This is a genomic window from Mycolicibacterium sp. P4_G11 (assembly GCF_056555145.1).
In genome coordinates, this window is sequence record NZ_JBFUJW010000003.1 from 557,273 (window position 1) to 575,649 (window position 18,377).

General features: G+C 64.5%; 21 protein-coding genes and 1 pseudogene. 15 read left to right on the plus strand and 7 right to left on the minus strand.

Going from position 1 to position 18,377, the window contains the following annotated elements; genetic code table 11:
- Window positions 1-59: 59 nt before the first annotated feature.
- Genes crcB (AC1U2B_RS08650) through mbtN form a run of 6 tightly spaced genes read left to right on the plus strand, consistent with a single transcriptional unit; the run spans window position 60 to window position 4,935 of the window.
- Window positions 60-458: a fluoride efflux transporter CrcB gene (gene crcB / locus AC1U2B_RS08650; protein ID WP_480216466.1), complete on the plus strand. Its 399-nt coding sequence runs from the start codon at window positions 60-62 to the stop codon at window positions 456-458.
- Window positions 455-820, plus strand: coding sequence for a fluoride efflux transporter CrcB (gene crcB, locus AC1U2B_RS08655; protein WP_043394752.1), 366 nt, complete (start codon window positions 455-457; stop codon window positions 818-820). Before crcB (AC1U2B_RS08650) ends, crcB (AC1U2B_RS08655) begins: the two co-directional genes overlap by 4 nt.
- The gene (locus AC1U2B_RS08660; protein WP_480216467.1) at window positions 799-1,878 is read left to right on the plus strand and encodes a putative PII-like signaling protein; all 1,080 of its coding nucleotides are present in this window, start codon (window positions 799-801) and stop codon (window positions 1,876-1,878) included. Before crcB (AC1U2B_RS08655) ends, AC1U2B_RS08660 begins: the two co-directional genes overlap by 22 nt.
- Before the next feature lie 47 nt (window positions 1,879-1,925).
- Entirely contained in the window at window positions 1,926-2,189 is a 264-nt protein-coding gene (locus AC1U2B_RS08665; RefSeq protein WP_071287115.1) for an acyl carrier protein, read from the plus strand.
- Window positions 2,186-3,763 (plus strand): long-chain-fatty acid--ACP ligase MbtM, encoded by a 1,578-nt coding sequence (gene mbtM / locus AC1U2B_RS08670; protein ID WP_480216468.1) that lies wholly within the window; start codon window positions 2,186-2,188, stop codon window positions 3,761-3,763. Before AC1U2B_RS08665 ends, mbtM begins: the two co-directional genes overlap by 4 nt.
- On the plus strand, window positions 3,760-4,935 hold the full coding sequence (mbtN, locus tag AC1U2B_RS08675; RefSeq protein WP_480216469.1) for a mycobactin biosynthesis acyl-ACP dehydrogenase MbtN: 1,176 nt from the start codon (window positions 3,760-3,762) through the stop codon (window positions 4,933-4,935). Before mbtM ends, mbtN begins: the two co-directional genes overlap by 4 nt.
- On the opposite strand, the gene AC1U2B_RS08680 is transcribed toward mbtN, so the two are convergent.
- Together AC1U2B_RS08680 and AC1U2B_RS08685 are read right to left on the minus strand one after the other, a co-directional pair.
- Window positions 4,925-5,617: a YceI family protein gene (locus tag AC1U2B_RS08680; protein ID WP_051954820.1), complete on the minus strand. Its 693-nt coding sequence runs from the start codon at window positions 5,615-5,617 to the stop codon at window positions 4,925-4,927. The genes mbtN and AC1U2B_RS08680 overlap by 11 nt on opposite strands.
- 28 nt (window positions 5,618-5,645) lie before the next feature.
- Window positions 5,646-6,254, minus strand: a complete 609-nt coding sequence (locus AC1U2B_RS08685; RefSeq protein ID WP_480216470.1) for a GNAT family N-acetyltransferase — start codon at window positions 6,252-6,254, stop codon at window positions 5,646-5,648.
- Between the two features lie 238 nt (window positions 6,255-6,492).
- Between AC1U2B_RS08685 and AC1U2B_RS08690 the strand changes: the two genes are divergently transcribed.
- On the plus strand, window positions 6,493-6,825 hold the full coding sequence (locus tag AC1U2B_RS08690) for a hemophore-related protein (RefSeq protein ID WP_071287112.1): 333 nt from the start codon (window positions 6,493-6,495) through the stop codon (window positions 6,823-6,825).
- Window positions 6,826-6,902: 77 nt separating this feature from the next.
- Here the strand turns inward: AC1U2B_RS08690 and AC1U2B_RS08695 are convergent, their stop codons facing one another.
- Window positions 6,903-7,526, minus strand: a complete 624-nt coding sequence (locus AC1U2B_RS08695; protein WP_071287111.1) for a TIGR03085 family metal-binding protein — start codon at window positions 7,524-7,526, stop codon at window positions 6,903-6,905.
- 294 nt (window positions 7,527-7,820) lie between these two features.
- Here AC1U2B_RS08695 and AC1U2B_RS08700 point away from each other — a divergent pair, with 294 nt between their 5' ends.
- Window positions 7,821-9,230 (plus strand): glycoside hydrolase family 183 protein, encoded by a 1,410-nt coding sequence (locus tag AC1U2B_RS08700; RefSeq protein ID WP_480216471.1) that lies wholly within the window; start codon window positions 7,821-7,823, stop codon window positions 9,228-9,230.
- Window positions 9,231-9,249: 19 nt separating this feature from the next.
- On the opposite strand, the gene AC1U2B_RS08705 is transcribed toward AC1U2B_RS08700, so the two are convergent.
- From AC1U2B_RS08705 to AC1U2B_RS08715, 3 genes are all read right to left on the minus strand, one after another.
- Entirely contained in the window at window positions 9,250-9,996 is a 747-nt protein-coding gene (locus AC1U2B_RS08705; protein ID WP_480216472.1) for an alpha/beta fold hydrolase, read from the minus strand.
- Between the two features lie 111 nt (window positions 9,997-10,107).
- A complete protein-coding gene (locus AC1U2B_RS08710; protein ID WP_480216473.1) occupies window positions 10,108-10,719 on the minus strand; it encodes a hypothetical protein in 612 nt (203 codons plus the stop codon).
- 55 nt (window positions 10,720-10,774) lie between these two features.
- Window positions 10,775-11,797 carry a bile salt hydrolase gene (locus AC1U2B_RS08715; protein WP_480216474.1) on the minus strand — a complete coding sequence of 341 codons (1,023 nt, stop codon included), beginning with the start codon at window positions 11,795-11,797 and terminating at the stop codon, window positions 10,775-10,777.
- 197 nt (window positions 11,798-11,994) lie between these two features.
- Between AC1U2B_RS08715 and AC1U2B_RS08720 the strand changes: the two genes are divergently transcribed.
- Window positions 11,995-12,504 carry an allene oxide cyclase barrel-like domain-containing protein gene (locus AC1U2B_RS08720; RefSeq protein ID WP_480216475.1) on the plus strand — a complete coding sequence of 170 codons (510 nt, stop codon included), beginning with the start codon at window positions 11,995-11,997 and terminating at the stop codon, window positions 12,502-12,504.
- 19 nt (window positions 12,505-12,523) lie between these two features.
- Here the strand turns inward: AC1U2B_RS08720 and AC1U2B_RS08725 are convergent, their stop codons facing one another.
- A complete protein-coding gene (locus AC1U2B_RS08725; protein ID WP_480216476.1) occupies window positions 12,524-12,994 on the minus strand; it encodes a nuclear transport factor 2 family protein in 471 nt (156 codons plus the stop codon).
- Between the two features lie 139 nt (window positions 12,995-13,133).
- Between AC1U2B_RS08725 and AC1U2B_RS08730 the strand changes: the two genes are divergently transcribed.
- The 6 genes and pseudogenes from AC1U2B_RS08730 (at window position 13,134) to AC1U2B_RS08755 (ending at window position 18,304) form a co-directional block, all read left to right on the plus strand.
- A complete protein-coding gene (locus AC1U2B_RS08730) occupies window positions 13,134-13,559 on the plus strand; it encodes a PPOX class F420-dependent oxidoreductase (protein WP_480216477.1) in 426 nt (141 codons plus the stop codon).
- A gap of 753 nt (window positions 13,560-14,312) precedes the next feature.
- Window positions 14,313-15,374 (plus strand): phosphotransferase family protein, encoded by a 1,062-nt coding sequence (locus AC1U2B_RS08735; RefSeq protein ID WP_480216608.1) that lies wholly within the window; start codon window positions 14,313-14,315, stop codon window positions 15,372-15,374.
- 40 nt (window positions 15,375-15,414) lie between these two features.
- Complete coding sequence (locus AC1U2B_RS08740) at window positions 15,415-16,644, plus strand: acyl-CoA dehydrogenase family protein (RefSeq protein ID WP_480216478.1); 1,230 nt, start codon at window positions 15,415-15,417, stop codon at window positions 16,642-16,644.
- Window positions 16,641-17,441: an enoyl-CoA hydratase/isomerase family protein gene (locus AC1U2B_RS08745; protein WP_480216479.1), complete on the plus strand. Its 801-nt coding sequence runs from the start codon at window positions 16,641-16,643 to the stop codon at window positions 17,439-17,441. Before AC1U2B_RS08740 ends, AC1U2B_RS08745 begins: the two co-directional genes overlap by 4 nt.
- A 194-nt stretch (window positions 17,442-17,635) precedes the next feature.
- Window positions 17,636-17,845 (plus strand): annotated as a pseudogene (locus AC1U2B_RS08750) (TetR/AcrR family transcriptional regulator); the annotation flags it as partial.
- 45 nt (window positions 17,846-17,890) lie between these two features.
- A complete protein-coding gene (locus AC1U2B_RS08755; RefSeq protein ID WP_480216609.1) occupies window positions 17,891-18,304 on the plus strand; it encodes a hypothetical protein in 414 nt (137 codons plus the stop codon).
- Window positions 18,305-18,377: the final 73 nt, after the last annotated feature.

Genomic DNA, 18,377 nt, shown 5'->3' on the forward strand with positions numbered 1-18,377 from the left:
TGCTACCCGCACGCCCCCGGTGTCGCCCAGTCGACGGTCGGTCACGATACTTTTGCAACATGTTCGGCCACGACAACCGAGAATTGGCCGCCGTGTTCATCGGTGGCGCGATCGGTACCGTCGCGCGCGCCGTCCTCGCGGTCTACGCGGCACCCCATCCCGACCAGTGGCCGTGGCCCACCTTCGCGGTCAACATCGTCGGCGCCTTCCTGCTCGGGTACTTCACCACCCGCCTGCTGGAGCGGCTACCTGTGTCGAGCTACCAGCGCCCGCTGCTCGGCACAGGCATCTGCGGCGGCCTGACCACGTTCAGCACCATGCAGGTCGAGACGGTGCGGATGCTCGAGCACGGCGCCTACGGGCTGGCCGCCGGCTACACGGTCGCCAGCATCGTCGCGGGCCTGGCCGCGGTGTACCTGGCGACCGTCCTGGTGCGGCGGGTACGGGTGCGGGCGTGACGGCGGTGGTGTGGGCCGGCGTCGCGCTCATCGGCGGCGTGGGCGCGGTGACCCGTTTCCTGGTCGACCGGGCCGTCTCGAAACGCAAGAGCAGCAGCTTCCCGTACGGCACCTTCGTGGTGAATCTCAGCGGCGCCTGGCTGCTCGGCTTCTTCGGCGGACTGGCATTGAGCCCCAATGTCGCGCTGCTGGCCGGTACGGCGTTCGTCGGCGCGTACACGACGTTCTCGACGTGGATGCTGGAAACCCAGCGGCTCGGCGAAGAACGGCAGGTCTGGTTCGCACTGGCCAATATCGTGGCGAGTGTGGTGCTCGGTCTGGCTGCCGCGGCGCTGGGACTATGGATGGGCGGCCTGCTGTGAGCGATTCCGCAGACTACCTGAAACTCACGACGTATTTCGGTGAGCGACAACGTCATCAGGGCCGGTTCCTGGCCGAGGAGCTGCTCGACCTCTACGGCGCCGCGAACGTCGCCACCAGCGTGGTGCTGCGCGGCATCGCCGGATTCGGGCCACGGCACCAGCTGCGCACCGACCAGACCCTGAGCCAGTCCGAGGACCTGCCGGTGGCCATCGCCGCGGTGGACACCGCCGACAAGATCGCGGGGCTGGCCGAGCGGACCGTGGAGCTGACGACCCGGGGACTGGTCACGCTCGAACGCGCCCGGCTGGTCACCACCGCGAATGCCGGCGTGCATACCAAGCTCACCGTCTACGTCGGCCGCCAGCACCGGATCAATGGCCGGCCGGCCCACATCGCGGTGTGCGAACTGCTCCACCGGAGCGGATTCGCCTGTGCCTCCGTCTTTCTCGGGGTCGACGGCACGGTCCGCGGCCGCCGTGAGCGGGCCCGATTCCTGAACCGGAACACGGACGTGCCCGTCATGATCATCGCGATCGGCGACGGTGACCGCGCTGCCGCAGTCCTGCCCGACCTGGAGCGCCTGCTGCCCGACCCGTTGGTGACGGTGGAGCGGGCCGAGCTCTGCAAGCAGGCGGGGACGCTACTGACCCGTCCCGGTGCGCTCCCCGCCCACGATGCCAATGGATCTCCGTTGTGGCAGAAACTCATGGTGTACACCACCGAGGACACGCTGCACGGCGGCGAGCCGGTGCACCGCGAGATCGTGCGCCGCCTGCGTGCCATCGAGGGCACCCGCGGCGTCACTGCCCTGCGCGGCATCTGGGGCTTCCATGACGGACGAACGCCGCATGGCGACCGGCTGTTTCAGCTCGGCCGCCAGGTTCCCGTCACGACCATCGTGGTCGACACTCCCGAAAACATCGCTACCGCTTTCGATCTCATCGATGAGGTGACATCCGACCATGGAGTGGTGACCTGCGAGCGGGTGCCGGCACTGGTTTCCGTCGACAACGGATACCGGGACGGCGGTACCAGTCTGGGACACTTTCTCACGTAGAAGGTAAGCCTAGCCTAAACAGCTTCGGTCGACTACGGTCCCTCGGCATGGAGTCAACAACTGAATCGGTCAGCGCTGGCTTGGCCAAGATCATGCAGGACGACATGGGCGTGGACATCAAGCGCGTCACCCGTGAATCACGGCTCATCAACGATGTCGGTCTGGACTCGGTGGCTTTCGCCGTGGGCATGGTCGCAATCGAAGACCACTTCGGCGTCGCGCTGTCCGAAGAAGACCTGCTCGGCAGCGAGACCGTCGGCGACCTCGAAGACGCGATCGCCGCGAAACTCCCTACCGCCCAACGCTCATGAGCACATCGAGCCTCGCGTCCGCCCTGTCGCAGGCGATGACCCAGTCCGGGCGCGACCTGGTGACCCTCGATCCGAAATCTGGTGACTGGCGGCGGCATCCCTGGCAGGAAGTGCACGCCCGCGCCGAGAACGTCGCCGCACACGTCGATGGCCAAACACGAGTTGGCCTGGTCGGCGAACCCACGGTGGAATTCCTGGCCGGCATCTACGGCGCCATTTTCGCCGGCGCCGCCGTATCCATCCTTCCCGGGCCGGTTCGCGGGGCCGACACCCGCGCCTGGGCCGACGCCACCTTGACCAGGTTCGCCGGTATCGGCATCGACACGGTGCTCAGCCACGGCAAGCATCTCGACCTGTTGCGCACCGGCGCCACCGGCACGCAGCTGCACGACGTCAATGCCGTTGCACACGAACAGCGTTCGACCACGTTCATCCCCTCCCAGCGCGCCGACATCGGCATCTTGCAGGGCACCGCGGGATCGACCGGCACCCCCCGCACCGCGCAGATCCCTGCGGACGCGGCGTTGGCGAACCTGCGCGGCCTGGTCGCGCGGATCAGCGTCACCGACGCAGATCGTGGACAGTCGTGGCTGCCGATCTACCACGACATGGGCCTGGCATTCATGCTCACCGTGACGCTCGGCGGCGGCGAACTGTGGCAGGCACCCACCACCGCATTCTCGGCGTCGCCGTTCAACTGGCTCAAATGGTTGACCGAGAGCAAGGCCACCATGACCGCGGCCCCGAACATGGCCTACGGACTGCTCGGCAAGTACGCCCGCCTGGTCAGCGATGTCGACTTGGGCGCACTGAGATTCGCGCTCAACGGCGGCGAACCCGTCGATTGCGACGGCACCAATCGATTCGCCACCGAGATGTCGAGGTTCGGGTTCGATGCGAACGCCCTCTGCCCGTCGTACGGACTGGCCGAATCGACTTGTGCGGTAACCGTTCCCGCGCCGGGCGGCGGACTACGCTGCGACGACGTCACCGTGACCGTCGACGGCAGCACCGCTGTGCGCAGGTACGCGATACTCGGCCGGCCGATCGACGGCATGGAAGTCCGCATTGCCCCCACGGATGTGCCCCACGAGCTCACCGGACGTGATGTCGGCGAAGTCCAGGTACGTGGCACCTCGATGATGGCGGGCTATCTCGGCCTGGACCCGATCGACCCCGAAAATTGGTTTACCACTGGCGATCTCGGCTACTTCACCGACGACGGTCTGGTGGTGTGCGGTCGACTCAAGGAACTCATCACCGTCGCGGGCCGGAACATCTTCCCGACGGAGATCGAGCAGGTCGCCGCACGCGCCGACGGAGTGCGCGAGGGTGCCGTCGTGGCGGTGGGCACCAACGACACCGGCGCTCGGCAGGGTTTGGTGATCGCCGCGGAGTTCAAGGGCGACGACGAATCGACCGCCCGAAGCCAAGTGGTGGCGCTCGTCGCCTCCGAGTGCGGCATCGTCCCGGCCGACGTGGTGTTCCTCAAACCGGGCTCACTGCCGCGGACCTCATCTGGGAAACTCCGACGCCTCGAGGTCAGACGCACGCTGGAAACGGTGGGCTCATGACCACATTCGAGACGTGCACCACCGAGAGCTATCGAGAGCTGCTCGGCGAGGTCTTCGACGAGCGGGTCCGCGACTGGACCGCGGAAGCTGAAGAATCCGAACGCTTTCCGCGCAAGCTCATCGAATACCTGGGCCAGTCCGAGGTTTTCGCCGCCAAGTGGGGCGAGCGCCAGCATCCGGATGTGGCCAAGGTGTTCGCGCTCGCCGAGCAACTGGGCAAGCTCGGGTCCGCGGGAATCGGCGTGGGAGTGAGCCTGCACGACTCGGCCATCGCAATCCTGCGCCGATTCGGCAAATCCGACTATCTGCGCGATATCACCGAGCAGGCCATCCGGGGCGACGCCGTGTTGTGCATCGGCGCGTCGGAAGAGTCCGGCGGCTCGGATCTGCAGATCGTCGAGACCGAAGTCGTCTCCGCGCGTGGAGGTTTCGAGGTCCGCGGCATCAAGAAGTTCGTGTCGCTGTCGCCCATCGCCGATCACATCATGGTGGTTGCTCGCAGCGTCGACCACGATCCGGGCAGCCGCCACGGCAGCGTGGTGGTTGTTGCCGTGCCGACCGCCCAAGTCGACGTCCAGACGCCCTACCGCAAGGTGGGTGCCGGCCCGCTCGACACTGCGGCAGTCCACATCGACACGTGGGTGCCCGCGGAAGCGTTGGTGGCGCGCGCGGGCACCGGCCTGGCGGCCATCTCCTGGGGCTTGGCGCAGGAGCGGCTGTCGATCGCCGGTCAGATCGAGGCCAACTGCCGCCGGATCATCGGAATCACGTTGGCCCGCATGATGAAACGGCGCCAGTTCGGCCATACCTTGTACGAACATCAAGCCCTGCGGATGCGGCTGGCCGACCTGCAGGCCCGGGTCGACCTGTTGCGCTACGGATTGGCAGGGCTTGCCGCGCAGGGACGCATGGACTTGCGCGCGGCCGCGGCCATCAAGGTCACCGCGGCACGGCTCGGCGTCGAGGTCGTTGACGAGTGCATGCACATCTTCGGCGGTGCCGGATACCTGGTGGACGAGACACCTTTGGGTCGGTGGTGGCGCGACATGAAACTCGCGCGGGTAGGCGGCGGCACCGACGAGGTGCTCTGGGAGCTGGTCGCGGCGGGCATGCGACCCGACTACGAGGGCTACGACGCGGTGGTTGCGTCACCAGCCGGGTTCATCGCTTGACGAGGTTCACCAGGAATTCGATGGTGACGATCGGATCGACGGCGAGCAGTCCCGCCGGCGGCGCCGGCGGGATGATGCCGTAATCGGCGAAGGTGACCGGGATTTGCCCGACGGCAACAACCCCACTACCCGACCGCTGCACTTCCAGCCGCACAGCCACCTGCCGGGCGACGCCCTTGAGCGTGAGTTGCGCCGACACCTCCTGAGTCGTGGGCGTGCCGTCCCCGGCGATGGACGACAGGTTCACCGGATCGAGCACAGCGAGCTTTGCCGTCGGAAACTGGGCGGCGTCCATCACATCGGTGCTGCGGAACTTGTCATCGCGGCCGCGGTGCGGTGACTGTATCGTCCCGACGTCGACGACGAAGCTCGCCGCCTGCAAGGTGCCGCCCGCGACGGTGGCGTCGCCCCGCACCGCATTCGTCCGCCCGGTGACAGTCACGGTCTCCCACAACAGTTGTTGCCTGGCTCGGTAACCGGCCTGGGAGCGGTTGGCCTCGTCGTCGGGGCCCGCGGCCACGACCCACTTGCCGTCGAGGTTTGTGGTGGCCGGACGAAGCGTCGACGGCAGAGTCAGGACCGGAGCCGGCAGGCCTTCCATCTGGGTTCGGTAGAACCACGGTCCGGCGCACACCCCCACGACGGCGAGCACTGTCAGCGCCAGCAGAAGCCTTTTTGCCACTCCCCCTATATACAGGGCGGGTCGGACGTCAGACGGATGGGCGCGCCAGCGCGTACAGCGCCATCCTGCGGTTCGCCATGTCGTGTTCACCGAGAAATTCGCAACCGGCATGCTCGCACAGCCGGCGCGCGCCGGAGTTGCGGTGGTCGGGATCGAACATCACCCGCCGGCACGACGGCACCATTTCAAACAGACTCGCCAACACCTGAGGCAGCAACATCGGCGCCAGGCCGCGGTTCACAAAGCGCTCATCCGCGATCGCGGCGTGCAGTCCCAGATCATGGGGATCGGCGTCGTATCGGGGCGCGATGGAATCCTTGGCGGCCCAGTACAGCTCGAGGTAGCCCATGGCCTTGTCCTGGTAGCTCACCAGCAACGGTCGCGAGTACTCACCGTCGAGCTGTGCCTGAAGGTGCCGCTGCCACCATTGCGGAGGTCGGTCGTACTCCCAGGCCTCGGCCAGATGGGGCCGATTCATCCATTCGGACAACAGCTCAGCGTCGGCTTCGGCGTCGACAAGACGCACTGCCCACGGAGCCGCCAGCTGCGGAACGGGTGGTGCACCCACCGCGCGCACTTCAGCGGACAGCGACGTCAACTCGCGCGGCAGCACCGGCCCCTGATCAATCTCGGTCATTTCAGCGGCGAGCCTACCGGATTGGTTTAGGTTAGGTTTGCCTACATCGCCTCGTGTGTTGCCCGCCATCCACTGAAGGCCGAAGGTCGTCATCGGTTCGCCCAGAACACCCGACAGAGCCCACCGAATGCGCAAACGGCCCCTGTAACGCTCAGCCACAACAGGTCGATAGAGCTGCTAACGTAGTCATTAATCACTTTGGTCGCATCAGTTAGCTGGTGCGGGAGGGGAACACACAATGTCTTTCACCACTCGGATGATGGTCGGCGCGGGTTCTGCATTGGTCGCTGTCATGGCCAGCGGCGCTGTCGCCACCGCTCAGCCGGACCCCACCCCGATCATGTACTCGACCTGCACCTACCCGCAGGTGATCGCCGCGCTGACCGCGCTCGACCCGGGTGCCGCCGCTGAGCTGCAGGCAAACCCGATCGGCGTCGGCTACCTGCACCAGCTGATCGCCTCCGGTCCGCAGCAGCGTAAGGCGCTGATCACGCGCGCGTACAACACCCCGGGTGCCGCTGGGTACACCGACCTGGTGCTGAACGTCGCGAACACCTGCAACAACTTCTGATCCCAGAAGCCAAGACAACGCAGCTCAATCCTTCGGGATTGAGCTGCGTTGTGCTTTCTGCGGGTAGCCGCCGATAGTCAGAATCCGCGGTTCGAGCCACGGACGGCGGCGACGGCCTCGTCGGGTCCGGTGAAGGTCACTTGCGCGGGCCCACGGCCTGCCGCGAAGAGCAGCAGCTCGCCGGGTGCGCCGGTCACCGTCACCTCAGCGCCGCGGCCGGCGGCGGCCAGGCGACGGCCCTCCGGGGTCACCAACACGATCCGTGCCGGCGCGTTCTTTATCCCCATACGCGCCATGTTCGCCACCTGTCCGGCCAATGCGGACACCAGTCGGTCATCGAGCTCCCGCGGCTCCCAGGTCGGGCCCGCCCGGCGGACGTCCTCGTTGTGAATGAACATCTCGGCGACGTTGACGAACGGGTCGAGGAGTTTGAACGGCGAGTACAGCGGTGGGCCGGCGGCAATCATGTCGACCAGCTTTTCCCAGTCGGTGGATGCGGTCACCTGCGCCTGAACCCGGTCGGTGTACCCGGCCAGCTGCGGCACCAGAATTCCGGGCGCGGCATCGAGCCGACGTTCCCGCACCACCAGATGCGCGGCCAGATCACGGGCGGTCCATCCTTCGCACAATGTGGGTGCATCGGGTCCGTGCTCGCGCAGGGATTCGACGAGTGCGGCGCGTTCCCGCCGGGCGGCTGTCATGCGCTGAAGTCTAGGTCGGGCGACGATCAAGGGGCGAGGCACGAGCCGCGGTGAGGAGCGCGACAAATCCCATTGGGTCGGACGCTCTTGCTCCAGCATTGCGATGTGGGTCACCCTCGCCGGGCAAACGCCAGGTGAACGGTAGCGACGCGGTCACAGATAGGTACCCATCCGCGCAGCAGGGGCCTCACGAACCTCATTGATAACTATGGTCACAAAAGCCCCTGCTGGCGCCCGAGCGCCGCCCGCCATCCGAAAGGTGTGACCGTGTCGCCGCGTCCTCGCATTGCATCGATGGCACTGACGGCCGCCGTCGTTCTCGGCGGAGCGGTCGGCATCGCGCCGCCGCGCGCCGCTGCCGATCCGTGCACCGGCCCCAACGCGGGCGTCCTGCCGCCGAACGGGGTGCCGTCGAGCGGAGTCATGCGGCCAACGTCGGGCGGCCATCGACCGAGCAATGCGATCGACAAGGCCCCGCTGCCGACTCTGGGCAAGCTGTCCCGATCACTGCTCAGCGCCTTCACCAAGGGCACCGTGCAACAGCAGGCCGGAGTGCTGCCCGGTACACCTCGGGTGCCGCAGCCGCCGGTCCAACAACGCGCGGCCCAGCCCGCTCCGGCCGCTACGCAACCCCAACCCGCAGCAGCGCCCGCACCGCCCATCGACGCAGGTACCACGTCCCTCGTCGGGTGGGTGACCGGCGACCAGAGTGCGGGCGGCGACACCCTGCAACGGTTCGGCATCTCCGGCACCGACCTCGGCATCATGTGGGACAACGGCGACCCGGTGAACAACCAGGTGCTGATGATGTTCGGTGACACGTACGGCTACTGCGCCACCCCGAACCAGCAGTGGCGCTACAACACCATGGTGCGCACCAGCGACCGCACGCTGTCGGGCGGTGTCCACATCCCACCCGGCTCGGTGACGAACCCCTATTCGGGCTCACCCGAGTGGCAGCCGAACCTGGCCAAGCAGACCATCCCGACCATCCGCTGGGCGCCCGTCGAGAAGGGCATCATCCCGACTTCCGGTGTCTCCGTGGGCAAGACGCAGTACGCCAGTTTCATGTCGATCAAGAACTGGGACAGCGCCGGCCAGTGGACGACGAACTACTCGGCGATCGCCGTCTCCAACGACAACGGCCAGAACTGGGGCGTGTACCCGAGCAGTGTCCGGCCGATGGCGCCGGACAGCGTGTCGCGAGTTGCCTTCATGCCCGGCAACGAGAATTTTCAGCAGGGCGCGTTCCTGAAGGGCAGCGACGGCTACATCTATTCGTACGGAACCCCTTCTGGCCGAATCGGAAACGCATACGTGTCCCGGGTGCCGCAGAACCTGTTACCCGACATGAGCAAGTACGAGTACTGGAACAACGAAAGCCAGTCGTGGGTGCCCAACAACCCCGCCGCAGCCTCGCCGATCATTCCCGGCCCGGTCGGTGAGATGTCGGTGCAGTACAACACCTACCTCAAGCAGTACCTGGTGATGTACTGCAACAACCTGTCCGACGTGGTGATCCGTACCGCGCCGACGCCGCAAGGACCTTGGGGCCCAGAGCAATTGGTGGTGTCGTCGCAGCAGTTCCCCGGCGGCGTCTACGCGCCGTACCTGCATCCGTGGTCCAACGGTCGCGATCTGTACTTCACCCTGTCGCTGTGGTCGGCGTACAACGTGATGCTGCTGCACACCGTACTGCCCTGAGCCAGTTCAGGTTTGGTGATCAGTCGAGGGTGTTCCAGAAGTCGGTGAGGGCCGTGGCGCCCCGGACCGGGTCCTGCAGCATCCACCAGTGCCCCAAGCCGTCGAGCACGGTCGTCCGCGCGCCCGCACGCTCCGCTGCGCGGTAACGGATTTCGTCGGAGCCGATGTACGGGTCGTCGGTGGCCAGCAGCGCAAGACCTGGTTTGGCTCGCGCGTTTTCGAGGTCGCGACCGGCCTCCGCCATAGCGGGTTGGCGTGCCGACCGGTACAGCGCCAGGATCGCCCGCCCCATCTCCGGACCTTGCGCGGCGGCAAGGGCCGTGGCGACATCCAGCGGCATACCCAGCGCGACCATCTGCGCGGCGCGATCCTCGACGGTGCCGCCGAGCATCGTGTCGACCAGCTGCTCGCCCTCCCCCGGCGTCTGCCACACCTGAGCCAGGTCATGCCAGACGTAGTCCGGGTCGAGTATCCCGACCACGTCAGTGACCCAACTTCGCACGAGTTCAGGCCGGTGCATGACGGCAGACAGCACATGACCGCCGCCCCAGTCATGGCCGACCAGATCGACCGGCTCGCCGATGGCCTCCAACTCAGCTTCGAGCCAGTCCCGGTAGGCAAGGTAGGTAGCCGGGAAACCGTCGGGCAGCGGGGCGCCGAATCCCGGCGGCGACAACATCACCACGTCATCGCGGCCCAGCACGCCGACCAGCGGCCCCCAGATCGCATCGGTCTCCGGATTACCGTGCACCAGAACGACAGTCATGAGGCCATCCTGACACTGCCGCGATCGCCGCCGCCACAAAATCGCCGCCGCCACAAAATCGCGCAGGATGCCCAGCCCGAGGCCCCATAGCAGCTGCCGACCTGACGATGACTATGTTCGCGGCGGCGGTGTGGCCGCCGGGCCCAACAGATCGGTGCTGTCGTTCGACGAGGTGCGTCGCCAGCGACCGGACAGCGGTAACTCGCGCAACGACTCTCCGCCCACGGACCGTCGTCGGGCCACGAAGCGGATGACGGTCCGCACATAGCGGTTAGTCTCTGAGTACCAACGCCATTCGTACAGGCGACCGGCCTGCAGCCAGTGCGCGAGCGCTTCGGATTCGACGCCCTGCAGATACGGCCGGACCCAGGTGACCATCACCCACGTCTGCCCCGCCGCGTCGTCGGGAAGCCGGAAGGTCCACTCGATCGGATCGTCACCGGCAATCATGGTGTGGCGCAACGCCGGCGGTGCCGGCTGTGTACCCTCGGGCACGCCGAACAGCTGCACTGCGACGTTGTGAAAGACCGCCGGCCCACCGACCTCGAACCGCACCGTGTAGCCATCGGCTCCGTTGCGCTCGACGGAGAAGGCCGCCAATCCGCCGACCGCGACGTAGCGCGCGAACACCAACCCGCTGACGACCATGACCACTCGGCGCACCGCCAGCAGCACCGTGAACGTCGCGACGGTCAGCGCGACGACACGCCACATCAGGTCCACGTGCACAGACTGTCAGAGCGTCAGCGACACGTCATGGCAATCACCGACGTGCCACTCAATCCGCCGTCTTCGCCTTCTCCAGTTCGCGCAGGACAGATAACGACAGGAAGGTCATCGGTCCCGCGTCCTTGAACTTGCCACCGGCGTTGCCCGCGATGCCGCCCTCAATGGCGAGGTCGCTGATCAGGTCGAGCTTGAGCTGCGGGCTGCCCTCGCTGAAGTCGAGATCAGCCAGGTCCACCCACACGATGTTGGGCCGTGTGGTGGATTCGTAGACGTAGCGCCTGTTGGTCAGGTCCAGCACTACCTGCCAGATGGTCTGCGAGGCGTCGGGCTTGCCCGGATCCGGAATCCGGAAGGGCTGGGCGGCGTTTCGGATCACCGAGAACATGCTCGCGATCGCTTCCACCTGGCTGGACGGTGTGGGCAGTCGGCCGGCGTAGTAGGTGGCCCGCGCGAACCTGTCGGAGGCCAATGTGGAGCCCGGCAACGGCTCGGTGCCGCCGAGGCCCTCGAAGTTCTTCACCAGCTCGAGCTGCTGATCGAAGGCGGGTGAGTTCGTCATCACCCGAAAGTCCTTGCTGTGGTAGACCTTCGGCTGGCCGTCGAGGTACTCGATGATCGCCGAGTCGCCGGTGGCGTCGTCGAGCGCCAGATGAATGGTGGGCGGATTGCCACCGGTGGGGTCGTTGAGTTGGACCACCTGCACGTTGGTCTCGCCGATCCACGCGACCGCCTCGGCGACCGTTGCGAAGTTGTCCAGGAAGTACTGCAGCCAGATCGCCTGACTCAGCTGGGTTCGGGTGGCATCCGGTGTGCCGTAGGTGGATTCGGCCAGCCACAGGACGTGCCCCGCCAGTCCGGCCTCGTTGAGGCCGTCCACCGAAATGATGTCGAAGGCGGTGGCAATCACGCTGCCGTATTTCGAGGTCCAGGTCAGTTTGCCGGCGACCCCGTCGTCGCGGGTCACGCCGCGCGGCTGCTTCCACAAGTTGGTCATGAGGTCTCGATGGAAGTCCATGTTGCGGCCGACCAGGACCGCGTCGCCCGCGTCAGGCCAGATCACTCGTGTGCACACCGGAGCAAGCCTAACTTTCTCGGTCCGCCACAATCGCTGAGTTGTTTGCCAAAAATTGCGCCGTGCGAGTGGGATGCTCTTGAGATGGTTGCTTCCCACAGGGAACTCGCAGCTGAAACTACGGATATGGAGGTCCCCGCCACTCAACCGATGGTTTGCGGCCGTCGGTAGCTACTCGCCCTCCGAGAGGAAGAAACATGAACATGTTGCGTACTACGACGGCCGTGTTGATCCCTGCCTTGTTGCTGACGATGTCGTGCTCCTCGGGCGGCAAGAAGGCCGACGACTCCACAGCAGCCGTCACGACGCTGCATTTCTACGAGCACGACACCGGACAGACCAGCGTGGATCTCGGAACTCCCGGGGAAGGCCCCGGCGACCAATTCATCTTCTCCGGCGACGTCTTCGATCGCCAAGGGGGCACGAAGCTCGGGCGAACGGCAGGGCAGTGCACGACCGTCAGCGGAGACGCCACCTCCGGTGACGTCTCGTGCACCGAGACCTTCATCCTCGATGGCGGACAGATTTCGATCCAGATGCTGGCCGACCGAGCTGCCGTGTTCAGCAAGGGCGAAACCTTGCCCGTCTCGATCGTCGGAGGCAGCGGCAAGTACAACAAGGCCCGGGGCGACGGCACCGCTCAAGTGCCGCCCGAGGTGCCCAATCAGACCGACGCCAACTTCGTGCTGAACGTGGTGACGAACTAGGCGCCGAAGCGCACGAGCACTAGGCCCAGCGGTTCGCCAGCAATTTGAAACTCGGAAGATCCTCCAGCGGTACCAGCGCCTCGTAGATCCGCTGGTACCCGGTGCTGGCGATCCGCCACGAACCGTCCTCGTCCTTGCGATAGGTATCGGCGTAGTAGCCCGAGCCGCGGATCATCGCGTGCCCCGGCACGATCACGGTGTCCTCGAACACCCAGGAACCGTGCGCGGTGGTGTCGGAGTCGATGTCGATCTCCGGGTGGCTGGCGATATGTGTCGTGATGATGCCGTTGTCGAGGTTCGTCCGCATGAAGTCGACGACGTCCGACCGCCCGGTGTAATGCACCGGCTCACCCATCGCATGCGTGCCGTAGCGGGTCACGACATCTGCAGTGAGGCAGTCCCCGAAGGTGTCCCACTCCTTGAGGTCCAGGGACCGGAAGTACCGGTACTTGAGTCGATGAATGTCAGCGATCGCCTCCAGGTTACCCATAACCAGAGACTAGAACGTGTTTCATTTTCTGTCACGACAATGCGGAACCCGGCTCACCGCATGGTGGTATCGAAACTACGAAGCGTGTTGTACGGCCGGGGTTGACCTCAACCTACGTTGAGGTTTTAGCGTGGAGTGCATGTCCTTCAAAGCACACGAAATCGAGTTCATGAAGGCGGCAGACCTCGGGCGACTCGCGACGATCCAGCCCGACGGCACGCCGCAGGTCAGCCCAGTGGGCTTCACCTACAACGAGGAACTGGGCACAATCGACATCTCGGGCTACCACATGGCCAAGAGCCAAAAGTTCCGCAACCTCGCCCACCACGACAAGGTGGCCTTCGTCGTCGACGACATCGCCTCTCGCGACCCATGGCGCGTGCGTTGCCTGGAGATACGCGGCACCGCCCAACAGGCCGTGACAGCGTCAGGACAACATGGCCCCGCAGGGGATGCCCTCGATTCCGCAATCATTCGCATCACGCCCCGTCGCATCATCAGCTTCGGCATCGACGACACCGATACCGAACCCCACCTGCTCAAAGCAGACAGCCGTAACGTCTGAGTCCAAGGGCGTCTGGGACGGACCCGACGAACAGGTGTGGAGCGTTGACGGCTCGCCACCGGTTCTGGCGCGTACGAACCGACTGACATTCAGGCATCGCAACGCGCGCCCCAACGATGGATCCAAACGAAAGGGCCCGGCTCATTCGAGCCGGGCCTTCTCTTGTGGAGGCAACTGTCGTATGCAGAGTGTCTTCCATGCCGTGTCTTCCAACGTGTCCGCCAGGTTAAGACGCGGCGTCTTCCCAGCTCGTCTGAGCCTCTAGCGAGTCGCCATATATCCGCATCGAGTTTGCGAAGCGACCCGTCGGGACAGTGCTGAACGATCTTGGCGTCATCGAGCGCCACGGTGGTGATCCCCGGGTCCGCGAGCGCCTTTGCGTAGCCACTGTTGGCGCGTCGCGCTCGCATCAACGGGGAACGCCAGGCCTTTCGTCGTGGTCGACGGCGAATTCCGGGGAGGTGATACATGCGGTGGCTCACACGATGTCCAGTCCGCCAAACCTTTCCGCGCGGTGGCGGCTCCAGATGCTCGAGGTCGCGGACGACTACGACGACATCGACACCGGTCTTCGATCCACTGCTCACACCCAAACGGTAGAAACTCGCTCAGCGTCAGATCTGCGCCGCTTCCCGGTGATCAGAAACCCTCAGCCTCCCGGTCAGAGGAAGATCTTGTTGGGGCATCGAGGTCGAGGGGCCAAGATTCGCGATATGACCGATGCCAAAGTCAATGCCGAAACCGCGGCTCCATATGGTTCACGTTCCCTCGGCGGCAGCTGACGTGGAGAACAACTTGGACCTGACCCGGGTACGCGCTTTTCTCAGTAACCGCATGGACGGGATAACCAGCAGCCTGACCGCGTCATCCATCAGCGGCGGACGCTCGAATCCGACCTACATCCTGAAATGTGCTGAACGCCAATGGGTACTGCGACGCCCGCCCTATGGTCACGTGTTGCACAGCGCCCACGACATGACGCGTGAATTCACGGTCCTGGACGCACTGGCCGGCACCTCGGTGCCGGTTCCGCGTGTCGAGCTGCTGTGCCAGGACCCTGCTGTGATCGGAGCCCCGTTCTACATCATGGAATTCGTCGACGGTACGTGTATCGACGGTGCGAGCACGGCGGCGACGATTGAACCACACCAGCGCAGGCAGGCAGCATTCGCGATGGCTCAGACTCTGGCCGATCTCCACGAGATCGACGCTGCCGCAATCGGCCTCAGCGGATTCGGGCGTCCGGAAGGTTATCTGCAGCGCCAGCTGGCGCGATGGTCGAAGCAGTGGAATGCATCCAGAGCCGTTGACCGTCCCGAAGTGGTCACGCTGTTGGAGAAGTTGCACCGCACTGTCCCGGAGAACCGGCATCCTGGGATTGTCCATGGCGACGTCAAGCTTGACAACATCATGCTGTCGTCCAATGACTTCAGCCAAGTCGCGGCCCTTCTCGACTGGGAGATGGCCACACTCGGTGACACGCTCTGCGACGTCGGCATCATGCTGGGATTCTGGGACAACGGCGCAGACATCGACAATCCGCTCACCATCGGCATGACACGCTTGAGTGGATTTCCCACTCGTGCAGAGCTTCTGGAGTGCTATGCCGACAGACGTGGCATCTGCATTCCCAACCTGGATTGGTATCTGGTCTTTGCCGATTTCAAACTAGCCGTGATTCTCGAGGGCATACGCGCTCGGCACGCCGCGGGAGCCACTGTCGGCGATGGCTTCGACGATGTTTCCGACATGGTGGCGCCCCTGCTGCAACGCGCCCTCGAAACGTCAGCTAGATCGCGGCTGAGCTGCCTCTGAAGCTGACACCTCTCGCACCTACGAAAGGAACCTGGGCACCATGGACCTCACTTACAGTGCTACCTCACTTGCATTGCAGGAACGTCTCACGGCCTTCATGAACGACTTCGTGTTGCCAGCTGAAACTGTTGCTGCCGAACAACTAGCAGCTATGCCAGACCTTTGGGGAGCACCGCCGATCATGGCCGACCTCAAGCGCGAAGCCAAACGGGCAGGGCTCTGGAACCTCGTTCGCCATGATGATGCCGGCACGGTTCTCTCGCATCTGGACTATGCCCCACTGGCCGAACTGACCGGGTGGAGCCCACTGTTGGCACCGGAGGCCACCAACTGTAGTCCGCCCGACACGGGCAACATGGAACTGTTACGACGATTCGGCACTGAAGAGCAACAGCGAGAGTGGTTGCAGCCGCTGCTCGCCGGTGACATACGTTCGTGTTTCTCAATGACAGAGCCCGATGTAGCCAGCTCCGACGCCAACAATGTGTGCTTGGAAATCGTTGAAGACGGAAACGACTGGGTCCTGACGGGCCGCAAATGGTGGTCGACGGGCGCTCTGCGCGAGGACTGCAAGGTCGCATTGGTGATGGGAGTGACGGACGCGGACGCATCGACCGGCAACCGTCACAGCATCGTGCTGGTTCCGTTGGCTACCCCTGGGCTCACAGTACTTCGTTCAACGTCGGTGCTGGGCTTCACCGACCGCTATGAAGGCGGGCATGGCGAACTCCTTTTCGATCACGTTCGAGTACCCAAGCGCAACCTTCTCGGCGGCCGAGGGCGAGGATTCGCCGTCGCCCAAGCTCGCTTAGGCCCGGGCCGGATGCATCACTGCATGAGACTGATCGGAATGGGCGAACGAGCATTGGCCCTAGCGGTGCATCGCACCAAGAACCGGGTGGCTTTCGGCCTACCTTTGAGCGAACAGGGCGTGGTTCAGGCGGCTATTGCCGACGCGCGGGTCGCCTTGGACTCAGCCCGACTTTTGGTCCTTCGCGCCGCGCGACGTATGGATGTCGACGGCAGCAAAGCTGCGCGCCACGACATCGCGGCAGCCAAGATCGCGGTACCGCGGACTGTCAAAGAAATCGTTGACGACGTCATCCAAATGTTCGGCGGCGCAGGCCTTTCCCAAGACACGATCTTGGCCACGCTCTACGCCCAAGCGCGGTTCCTGCAGATCGCCGACGGACCGGATCAGGTTCACCGTCGATCGGTGGCGAAGTACGAATACTCCACAGCCCCAGTCCTTGCAGGAGCGCGCTGGTGATCGCCTATCGCACGTTGGAACTCACCAGGCCCCGGCTCGGAATCCTGCAGGCCACACTGGCCCGGCCAGAGCGACTGAACGCGATCACCTTCGAGATGTTCGACGAGTTGCACGCTTTGCAACGAACCGTTGAAACCGATCCGGAGGTCCGTGTACTGGTCGTTACAGGAAAAGGACGCGGTTTCTGCGCCGGCCTCGATCTTGACGACGCGGCAACCCTGCCCGACATGTCCACCACCGAAATGATGGCCGGCCAGCAGTCCTGGGCTGCAGCGATCATTGGCTTCCGGCGGATCAGCACTCCCGTCATTGCGGCGGTCAATGGAGCCGCAGCGGGCGCAGGTTTGGGACTCGCTTTGGCAGCCGACATCCGAATCGCTAGTGAGGACGCCAAGTTCAATGCCGCGTTTGTCAAAGTCGGGCTCTCCGGCGGCGACGTTGGGAGCTCGTGGGCTCTCCCCCGGTTGATCGGCCTCGGTCGCGCCACCGAGATGTCGTTGACGGGCCGCTTCGTGCTCGCTGAGGAAGCCTTGCGCATCGGCCTGGTCACATCTGTGACTCCGGCCGACCAATTGCTCGATGCGGCATACAACACCGCCGATATGATCATCGCCAACAGTCCATTCGGCATGTCTTTGACCAAACACGTACTCCAAGACAATGTGGACGCACCAAGCATCGAGGCGGCGGTAAGCCTCGAGAATCGCAACCAAGTTCTGGCCGCTCGCACCTCGGACATGCGCGAAGCACTGGCTGCGTTCCGAGAGAAGCGCGCTCCGGTTTTCGCTGGCACCTGATTCGTGTTTCGGTCACCCGGCAACCCGCTGTCGTCGTGACTGTCGGATCTGCGGAGATAGAGCAGTCACATAGTCTGCGAAAAAGCAACTTTCGCGTGGTGGGCAGAACATTGAGCGCGTTCAGGAAGCTCGTTGACCTGGCGCGATCGGTGCCACTGGCCGCAAGACTGCAACTGCGCATAAAGGAGCCGACCATGCCACACCCCGGCCCTCGGACTACAGCGTCGACCAACGCGATTTCGAAGAGCCCGCCTCGACGAGAAGAACGCTACGAGCGGATCGTGACGGCTGCGACAACACTGGCAGCCCTAAGCGACGTCAAATGTCAAATACGTTCGGTCGCAACCGCCGCCGGTATAGCGCCCAGCACTGTGTATCGGTACTTCACGTCCAAAGACGACCTTCTCTTGGCATGCCTACACCACTGGCTCCGCGACTTCTCCGCCACCATGGACGCGAGTATCGGCTGCTCTGACTTCCGCCAAGGGGTTTTAGAGGTTGCCAAGAAGCTCACTGTTTCTCTGTGCGCATCCCCTCGATTCACCGAGGCTGTAATCCGGCCGTACTTGTACGCGCAAGGGCAGGACTCTAGCCGTGCCGCCATCGTGCACCGGCAGGTGTCTGAAATCTTCTGCACGGCCATGCACCATGGGCAGCCGTCTCGGCTGCACCGCAACGTTGCTGAGATACTCACTGACATCTGGGTTACCAACATTGTGGCCGTCAGCCAACAGCGCACAACCCTTGACGACTTGATGCATCGCCTCCGCATGGTGGTCAATCGGTTGCAGGGCCAGGACGAGAAAGCCGCGGCCAGGCCATTGAATGGCACGGCAGGCTCCGATGACGAGGCTGTCGCATGACTTCAACTACCGAGTCGCGCACTAAACGGGCACACGGCTCCTGATCCGCGTTCCTCCATACCTCGTGATCCGG

What these genes read in the sequence shown, in the direction of transcription:
- AC1U2B_RS08705 (WP_480216472.1), bottom strand. Translation starts at nt 9,996, where the DNA reads ATGACTGTCGTTCTGGTGCACGGTAATCCGGAGACCGATGCGATCTGG.
- AC1U2B_RS08755 (WP_480216609.1), top strand. Translation starts at nt 17,891, where the DNA reads ATGGACGCGAGTATCGGCTGCTCTGACTTCCGCCAAGGGGTTTTAGAG.
- AC1U2B_RS08720 (WP_480216475.1), top strand. Translation starts at nt 11,995, where the DNA reads ATGAACATGTTGCGTACTACGACGGCCGTGTTGATCCCTGCCTTGTTG.
- AC1U2B_RS08695 (WP_071287111.1), bottom strand. Translation starts at nt 7,526, where the DNA reads ATGACAGCCGCCCGGCGGGAACGCGCCGCACTCGTCGAATCCCTGCGC.
- mbtM (WP_480216468.1), top strand. Translation starts at nt 2,186, where the DNA reads ATGAGCACATCGAGCCTCGCGTCCGCCCTGTCGCAGGCGATGACCCAG.
- AC1U2B_RS08665 (WP_071287115.1), top strand. Translation starts at nt 1,926, where the DNA reads ATGGAGTCAACAACTGAATCGGTCAGCGCTGGCTTGGCCAAGATCATG.
- AC1U2B_RS08735 (WP_480216608.1), top strand. Translation starts at nt 14,313, where the DNA reads ATGGTTCACGTTCCCTCGGCGGCAGCTGACGTGGAGAACAACTTGGAC.
- AC1U2B_RS08660 (WP_480216467.1), top strand. Translation starts at nt 799, where the DNA reads ATGGATGGGCGGCCTGCTGTGAGCGATTCCGCAGACTACCTGAAACTC.
- crcB (WP_480216466.1), top strand. Translation starts at nt 60, where the DNA reads ATGTTCGGCCACGACAACCGAGAATTGGCCGCCGTGTTCATCGGTGGC.
- AC1U2B_RS08700 (WP_480216471.1), top strand. Translation starts at nt 7,821, where the DNA reads ATGGCACTGACGGCCGCCGTCGTTCTCGGCGGAGCGGTCGGCATCGCG.
- AC1U2B_RS08690 (WP_071287112.1), top strand. Translation starts at nt 6,493, where the DNA reads ATGTCTTTCACCACTCGGATGATGGTCGGCGCGGGTTCTGCATTGGTC.
- AC1U2B_RS08730 (WP_480216477.1), top strand. Translation starts at nt 13,134, where the DNA reads ATGTCCTTCAAAGCACACGAAATCGAGTTCATGAAGGCGGCAGACCTC.
- mbtN (WP_480216469.1), top strand. Translation starts at nt 3,760, where the DNA reads ATGACCACATTCGAGACGTGCACCACCGAGAGCTATCGAGAGCTGCTC.
- AC1U2B_RS08740 (WP_480216478.1), top strand. Translation starts at nt 15,415, where the DNA reads ATGGACCTCACTTACAGTGCTACCTCACTTGCATTGCAGGAACGTCTC.
- AC1U2B_RS08685 (WP_480216470.1), bottom strand. Translation starts at nt 6,254, where the DNA reads ATGACCGAGATTGATCAGGGGCCGGTGCTGCCGCGCGAGTTGACGTCG.
- AC1U2B_RS08725 (WP_480216476.1), bottom strand. Translation starts at nt 12,994, where the DNA reads ATGGGTAACCTGGAGGCGATCGCTGACATTCATCGACTCAAGTACCGG.